Here is a 7735-nt window from a genome sequence, read left to right on the forward strand (position 1 = left end):
TTTCGCTCGACCAGCCGTACACGCCCGGACGGGCCGACGTCCACCGTGGAGGCGCATCTCATTGGTCTGGCATTCCCAGACCAGAAACCATGCATGCCGGCCGACCGAGGCTCCCACCCCGATAAGGGAGAAGTGAATGATTTCCCCATCCAGACATGTCGATACTCGCGCCATGACAGGAGTTGTGTGATGCCACGGCACAGATCCTTTTTCGGAGCGATCGCGGTCGCGGCACTTCTCGTCCTGGCCACAGGTCGTGCGGCGATGAGCAGCGACCTCGGCGGAGCTCCGTCGTCCGCGAGTGCCGGCACCCTTGCGACGACCGCCGGATGCGGCAAGACCCCGACGCTGAGGAGTGGTACGCAGTCGATTCAGACCAGCGGCAAGAACCGCTCCTTCATCCTGCGGCTTCCCGACAACTACCAGAACAACACCCCCTACCGGCTGATCTTCGGGTTCCACTGGCTCGGCGGCACTGCCGCCAAGGTCGACTCGGGCGGAACCAGCGGGTACCCCTGGTCCTTCTACGGACTCAGGCAGCTGTCGAACAACGGCGCGATCTTCGTCGCGCCCCAGGGCTTCAACAACGGCTGGGCCAATTCCAACGGTGAGGACGTCACCTTCGTCGATGACATGATCAGGCTCATCGAGGCGGATCTCTGTGTCGACACCTCGCAGCTCTTCGCCACCGGGTTCAGCTACGGCGGCGGTATGAGTTTCTCACTCGCGTGCTCGCGGGCGAACGTCTTCCGTGCGGTCGCGGTCTTCTCCGGCGCGCAGCTCAGCGGGTGCAGCGGCGGCACTCAGCCCATCGCGTACATGGGGCTGCACGGCATCGGGGACACCGTGCTGAACATCTCTCAGGGACGGTCGCTGCGTGACAGGTTCGTCCGCAACAACGGCTGTACCGCGCAGAACCCGCCTGAGCCGAGTTCGGGCAGCCGGAGTCACATCGTCACCGCGTACTCGGGGTGCCGGGCCGGGTATCCGGTCGTCTGGGCCGCGTTCGACAACGGTCACATGCCGGGTCCGGTGGATGGGACCTACACCGAGAGCGGTGTCACGACCTGGACCAAGGGAGAGGTGTGGAAGTTCTTTTCGCAGTTCCAGAACAATCCCTCACCCACCCCGACGCCTACTCCGACTCCCACGCCGACTCCCACCCCGACCCCGACGCCCACCCCGACGCCGGTACCGGGTGGATGCGCCGCCACGATTGAGACGGTGAACTCCTGGTCCGGCGGCTTCCAGTCCACTGTCACCGTCCGGGCCGGCACCAGCGCCGTCAACGGCTGGACGGTCGCTTGGACCTGGCCGGGCGGGCAGACCATCAGCAGCCTGTGGAACGGCGTCCGCTCCGGCTCCGGTGCCAACGTGACGGTCCGCAACGAGTCCTACAACGGCTCGATCGCGGCCAACGGCACCACCACGTTCGGCTTCACCGCCAACGGCACCGCCGCCACTCCCGCCCTTTCCTGCAGCGCATCCTGACCTGATCGTCGGCGCATTGACACGTCGAGCTCGCGTCTCGGCCCATTATTGACGTGAGACGTCATACGAGTTACGTTTCCGGAGCCGACGGTCGGGATCACCGTCCGCTCCTCGGAAAGTGAGCAGCAATGCCGTGTGCCGGGCCATGCCAGGTCACACCGGCATCGCGCGGAACGCCACCGGCGAAAGCGCGGTGCCGGAGTGCCGCCCGGACCGTGAGCGGAGCCGCGGGCTCGACATGGCGCCGGCACGAGGATCAGACCCGCACTCGCCAGATCAGCTTCGACACGGGGCGCTGACCCGCACCCCCCACCCACCCACGTTGAAGGAGATCCCGTGTTCGAATCCTCGTACGCCGTGATGCGGAGGCTGGTGTCAGCCGGCGTCGCCGCAGTGGGGTTGACCGCCGCGGTCGCTCTGGTGGCGCCGGCCTCTCCCGCCTTGGCGGCGGCCACGACCCTCTACGCCTCCCCTTCCGGTACCGGCACCGACTGCTCCGCCGCCCAGCCGTGCTCGTTGCCGGACGCGCAGGCCGCGGTGCGGGCGCGCACCGGCGCGATGTCCGGGGACATCGTCGTGGAGCTGGCCGACGGGGTCTACCGGCTCTCCGCGCCGCTACGGCTGACCGCGGCCGACTCCGGGAACAACGGATATCAGGTGATCTGGCGGGCGGCCTCATCGGCGCATCCCGTGATCAGCGGGGCCAGGGCGGTCACCGGCTGGTCGCCGGCCGATTCGGCGAAGAACATCTGGCGGGCCAACGTCGGCACCGGGATCGACACCCGGCAGCTGTACGTCAACGGCGCCATCGCCACGCGGGCGCGTACCACCGTGAACCGGTCCGACTTCACCGCCAGCAGCACCGGGATGAGGTTCACCAACAGCGCTCTGAGCTATCTGAACAACCTCGCCGGCCAGAACCGGGTCGAGATGGAGAGCGTCGGCTCCTTCACCGACCGGTACGCGCCGGTGCAGAGCATCAGCGGGAACCTCATCACGATGCAGCAGCCCGCCTGGAACAACAACAACTTCGGGTACGACACCTTCACCAGCCCGCACCGGTCGGGTCCGTTGTACCTGGAGAACGCCTACGAGTTCCTCGACTCGCCGGGCGAGTGGTACATCAATCCCGGGACCGGCATGCTCTCCTACATCCCGCTCGCCGGCCAGAACATGAGCAACGTCAGCGTGGAGCTTCCGCTGCTGCAGTCCTTGGTGGACGTCGGGGGCACCTACGACGCGCCCGCGCACCACGTCACGTTCAGCGGAATCACCTTCACCGGCACGAGCTGGCGGGGGCCGAGCGGCAACCAGGGCTACGTGGACCAGCAGACCGGCTCCTACATCGCCGGCAACTGGAGCTGGCCCGCCTTCACCTCCTGTCACGAGGGCTGCCAGCAGTTCGAGGCCACCCGGCCGAACTGGTACCAGATGCCCGCCGCCGTACAAGTCTCCGCCGCCAACAACATCACCTTCACCGATTCCCAGTTCGTCAACCTGGGGCAGACGGCCATCGGCATCGGCAACGACGCCAACGGCCACGCCAACGGTGTCGGCCTGGGCGCCAGCAACATCACGGTCACCCGGTCAGAGATCGCCCGCAGTTCGGCCGGCGGCATCGTGGTCGGCGGCGTGCGCGCCGACGCGCACCACCCCGGCGACCAGCGGCTGGTCAACCGGAACATCACCGTCAGCAACAACCGCATCCACGACCTCGGCCTGGATTATCGGGGCGTGGTCTCGGTCGTGACCACCTACGTCTCCACCGCCCTCATCTCCCACAACGAGGTCTACAACATGCCGTACACCGGCATGTCCATCGGGTACGGCTGGGGCGCCAACGAGCCCGGTGGCAACACCCAATACGCCAACCGCGGCCTGTACAACTACCAGCCGCGGTACACCACGGCCACCACCGCGTCCAACAACCAGCTCATCGGCAACTACGTGCACGACGTCATGCAGCAGATGACCGACGGCGGATGCATCTACACGCTGTCGTGGAACCCGAGCGCGGTGATCAGCGACAACTACTGCCTGCGGACCAACGGCTGGTTCGGGCTCTACTTCGACGAGGGCTCCAAGTACTACACCGCCCGCAACAACGTCTTCAACTCCATCGGCACCTGGGCCACCGCCAACTACTGGGGTGGCGAGAACATGGGCAACTTCACCGTCACCGGCAACTGGACCAGCAACGGCAGCACCAACATCACCAACGGCGACCGCGGCAACGTGGTGAACAACAACGTGACGGTCACCAACGGCAGCTGGCCGTCTGGCGCCCAGGCCGTGATGGCCTCCGCCGGGCCGCAGAGCGGCGGCAACGGCCAGCAGAACGTCCAGATCGTCGGGGCCGGGTCCGGCCGCTGCGTCGACATCAACAACAACAGCACCACCAACGGCACCCAAGCACAGCTCTGGAACTGCGGGAGCGGCACCAACCAGCGGTGGACCTACACCTCGGCCAAGCAACTGACGGTGTACGGCAACAAGTGCCTGGACGCCAACAACCAGGGCACCGCCAACGGCACGCTGGCCGTGATCTGGGACTGCAACGGGCAGGCGAACCAGCAGTGGAACGTCAACGCCAACGGCACCATCACCGGCGTGCAGTCGGGGCTGTGCCTGGACGCCAGCGGCGCCGGGACCACGAACGGTACGAAGATCCACCTGTGGGCGTGCCACGGCGGGACGAACCAGCAGTGGAGCATGCGCAACTGACCCACGATCCGGCGTGGCCGGGCGTTCACGCGAATGCGGAGCGCCCGGCCACGCCGGTCAGACCGCCGTGATCGTGTACTGGTTGTTGGTGCTGGAGTTCGGTGTCCACAGCTGCACGGCGGAGCCGGCCGTGGTGATGCCGGCGCCGTCCAGGGCGGTGCCGGTTGAGCCGCCCCGAGACGCACAGCCCGGCAAGGGAACGGATGAGGGCCGCATTGTTCTACTCCTCGAGTGAAGGCATGAATCCATGGGGGAAAGTCGCATCGGCGACACCCGCGCGCGAAACCGCACGGCCGCGCCGGGAATCGTCCGGAGACGGTCGTACGTCATGAAAGGTCCGCGGACGAACCATGTGCAGCGACTTCTCCTGCCGGATCGGTGGTGAGCGGCAGGGGCGTGCGGTCGTTCGGTTCGGTCTCACGTATCACTGCGGGAACGGCGTGGCAACTCTGCAGCCGGTCACGATGACGTGGAATGCAGCGATCACCGGGAGAGCCCGTCCCGACGCCCACCGACCACCGTGAACCGATCGTCGAGGAACCGCCTCCGGTGCGGCGGGCCACGCCGCACCGGAGATCCTCATCGGAAGACGGACATGATCATCTCGCCCAGGTCCATTTCTGGTTGGTGCCGCTCCAGCAGGTGTAGAGCTGGATTTGGGTGCCGTTGCCGGTGCCCGCACCGATGGCGTCCAGGCACAGTCCGGACTGCACCCCGGCGATGGTGCCGTCGGAGTTCAGCCGCCACTTTTGGTTGTCGCCGCCCCAGCAGGAGTAGATCTGCACCTTGGCGCCGGTGCCGGTCCCGGCCGCGTCCAGGCACTTGTTGCCGTAGACCCTGATCTCGCCGGCCGAGGTGGAGATCCACTGCTGGTTGCTCTGCCCGTTGCAGTCCCACAACTGCACCAAAGTGCCGTCAGTGGTGGCGGAGTTGGGCACGTCCAGGCAACGCCCGGAACCCACACCCTTGATCTGCCCGGCACCACCACCAGGCCCCGTAGGAGTCGGCGTCGGGGTGGACGAGCCGCCGTCCAGACCGAAGAAGCGGATGGCGTAGGCGGCCATCCCGGTTCGCGGCAGATCGTGGTCGGCGCCGGTGATGGTGTACGCCTCAACCTGCCCAGAGCCGAAGACTCGCCGGGTCCACCCGGATTGCGGGCTGTCAGTGGAGGTGGGAGTCTGGCTCAGTCCGTGCACATTGGTCCACTGGTCGACCTCTTCCTGCAGCATCGTGTAGGGCAGCACGGAGTCGGCGGTGCCATGCCAGGCCATCACCCGCGGCCGGGGCCCGGTGTAACCGGGGTAGGCGTTCCGGACCAGGTCACCCCACTGCTGTGGCGTCTTGTCCCCGCACCCGGCGGGCCCGAGGCAACCGTAAGGCACACCCGAGAACGGCGCGCCGGCCTTGAACACGTCCGGGTATGTGGCGAGCAGGTTGTTGGTCTCCATCGCTCCGGAAGAGAATCCAGTGGCGAACACCCGCTGCGGGTCACCGTTGTAGCGTTGCAGCGCGTAGTTCGCCATGGAGACGATCGACACCGGGTCGCTGCCGCCACCGTGGCGCAGGGCCTCGTTCGACCACACATCGAAGCAGTTCGACATGCCGTTGGCGCTCTTGTTCGCCTGCGGGTAGATGACGATGAAGCCGTACCGGTCGGCCAATGAGGCGAACTCGGTGCTCTGGTGGAAGTTCGGAGCCCATCCGTTGCAGCCGTGCATCGCCACCAGGACGCCCGGGCGGGATGCCACTCTGTCGGGGACGTAAAGGTGCATCCGCAGACCACCGGGGTTGGCGCCGAAGTTCGTCACTTCGGTCAGGGCCGCTGCCGACGCTCGTGGGGCGGCCGTCAGCAACATGGACAGTGCCGCGGCCACGACCGCGACCAGGGCCGCCATGCCGACTCCGATGCCGGCGTGCTGTCTGGTACGCCGTTTCATTGTTCTGCCCTTCTTTGGGGATCCGCGTCATCGCGGTCGTGTCGGCAGAGAATCTGCACCTGGCTGCCGTCGGCGGTGCTCTGGTTGTAGACGTCCAGGCGGCATCACCCGCACCCCGCCGTTGGACTCCGCGCTCGCGGCCCCCGTCCCGCTCACCGCCCCCAGCGCCACCGCGACCACCCCCGGAAACGCCCCGGCGACCATCGTCTCCACATGAGCATGCTCAACCTCTTTCGGGCATCGGCGACCACGCTGGGTCGACGCTGTGAGCGGTAACAGATTCAACGAATCGGCCATCTCGGCGGCGAACGTCGTGAGGTGGTGGCCTGTGCGGCCGGACACCCGCACGGCCGGCCGTTCTGTCGCGGGCCCCGCCGTCGCGGCGAGCCCATGTGCCGACGGCTTCGGCTCTCCGCCTGGACGGACAACCTCCTGCCGGGATGTCGACGACCGGTGGACCGCGTGGACGTGGTGTCTGTCCCAGGGTTCACGGCCTCCGGCCGCCGACGCGTCTTGGGGAAGATCGCAGGCTTGTTAGCGTTAACATCCGGCCTGGTCGGCCAGCTCCCTTCTCCGTCGGTGTACGGGGGTGGTGTGGGCGGAGCAAATACGAGACAGGGAGGTGTCGTCAAGGGCCGGGCGCAAGGCGAGCCGCAAGCGCCCGGAGCTTCGGTGCGGCCGATCTGGTGTTATCGGCGTCATAGCACTCCGACGCACACGGGGTTGTGATGAAACTTTCATCACTCTGGCCCCATCGCCCGGCGGGGATCGCAATTTTCAGCAAAGTGAGGACAGGCGTTATGCGTGGTATCCGGGCACTTCGCGGCTGAAAGGAAGCCGAAACTTTCGGCTACAGTCTTGACTTATTTCGGGGATGTTTCCACACTGAGTCCCTGAGGCGATTCTCTCCTGCCAGCTCGGTGGTGCGTGGCGGGAGCCGTCGTCCGCGACGTCCTTGTGGTGTGCGTCCCCGGTGATGGGGTGCGGCGTCGGTGCCGCGGGGTGTTCCCCGCGTTCTCCCCCTTTCCGCTTTCCCCGTGATTCCTTATGGAGGCTCAGGCATGGGCGCAAACGCCATACATCCGCCTGGAACCCGGCACCCTCTCCGCAGCCTGCGGGTCGTGCTCGCCGGCGCTCTCGGCGTTCTCGGCACGATCACGGCGCTGACGGTGCCGGGTCCGGCCGATGCCGCGGCGAGCACGCTCGGCGCGGCGGCGGCGCAGAGCGGGCGGTACTTCGGCACCGCGATCGCCGCGGGCAAGCTCGGCGACTCGGCGTACACCACGATCGCCAACCGCGAGTTCAACATGGTGACGGCCGAGAACGAGATGAAGATCGACGCCACCGAGCCGAACCGGGGCCAGTTCAACTTCACCAACGGTGACCGGGTCTACAACTGGGCCGTGCAGAACGGCAAGCGGGTCCGCGGGCACACCCTGGCCTGGCACTCCCAGCAGCCCGGCTGGATGCAGTCCCTGTCCGGCAGCACGCTGCGCCAGGCGATGATCGACCACATCAACGGCGTGATGGCCCACTACAAGGGCAAGATCTACGCCTGGGACGTGGTCAACGAGGCGTTCGAC

General features: G+C 66.9%; 5 protein-coding genes. 3 read left to right on the forward strand and 2 right to left on the reverse strand.

Annotation, left to right across the window (positions count from 1 at the left end):
• The first annotated feature begins 189 nt into the window (after positions 1 to 189).
• Together MYF83_RS28865 and MYF83_RS43935 are read left to right on the forward strand one after the other, a co-directional pair.
• Positions 190 to 1491: a CE1 family esterase gene (locus tag MYF83_RS28865; protein ID WP_248963880.1), complete on the forward strand. Its 1302-nt coding sequence runs from the start codon at positions 190 to 192 to the stop codon at positions 1489 to 1491.
• 336 nt (positions 1492 to 1827) lie between these two features.
• On the forward strand, positions 1828 to 4215 hold the full coding sequence (locus MYF83_RS43935) for an RICIN domain-containing protein (RefSeq protein ID WP_248963881.1): 2388 nt from the start codon (positions 1828 to 1830) through the stop codon (positions 4213 to 4215).
• Positions 4216 to 4272: 57 nt separating this feature from the next.
• Here MYF83_RS43935 and MYF83_RS28875 read toward each other — a convergent pair whose 3' ends face one another.
• Both MYF83_RS28875 and MYF83_RS28880 read right to left on the reverse strand, forming a co-directional pair.
• Entirely contained in the window at positions 4273 to 4431 is a 159-nt protein-coding gene (locus tag MYF83_RS28875; protein WP_248963882.1) for a hypothetical protein, read from the reverse strand.
• A gap of 383 nt (positions 4432 to 4814) precedes the next feature.
• A complete protein-coding gene (locus MYF83_RS28880) occupies positions 4815 to 6152 on the reverse strand; it encodes an extracellular catalytic domain type 1 short-chain-length polyhydroxyalkanoate depolymerase (RefSeq protein ID WP_248963883.1) in 1338 nt (445 codons plus the stop codon).
• Between the two features lie 1061 nt (positions 6153 to 7213).
• Here MYF83_RS28880 and MYF83_RS28885 point away from each other — a divergent pair.
• A partial coding sequence (locus MYF83_RS28885; RefSeq protein ID WP_248963884.1) for an endo-1,4-beta-xylanase occupies positions 7214 to 7735 on the forward strand: 522 nt, incomplete at its 3' end.

Origin of the sequence: Sphaerisporangium perillae, assembly GCF_023276435.1 — a bacterium.
GTDB lineage: Bacteria > Actinomycetota > Actinomycetes > Streptosporangiales > Streptosporangiaceae > Sphaerisporangium > Sphaerisporangium perillae.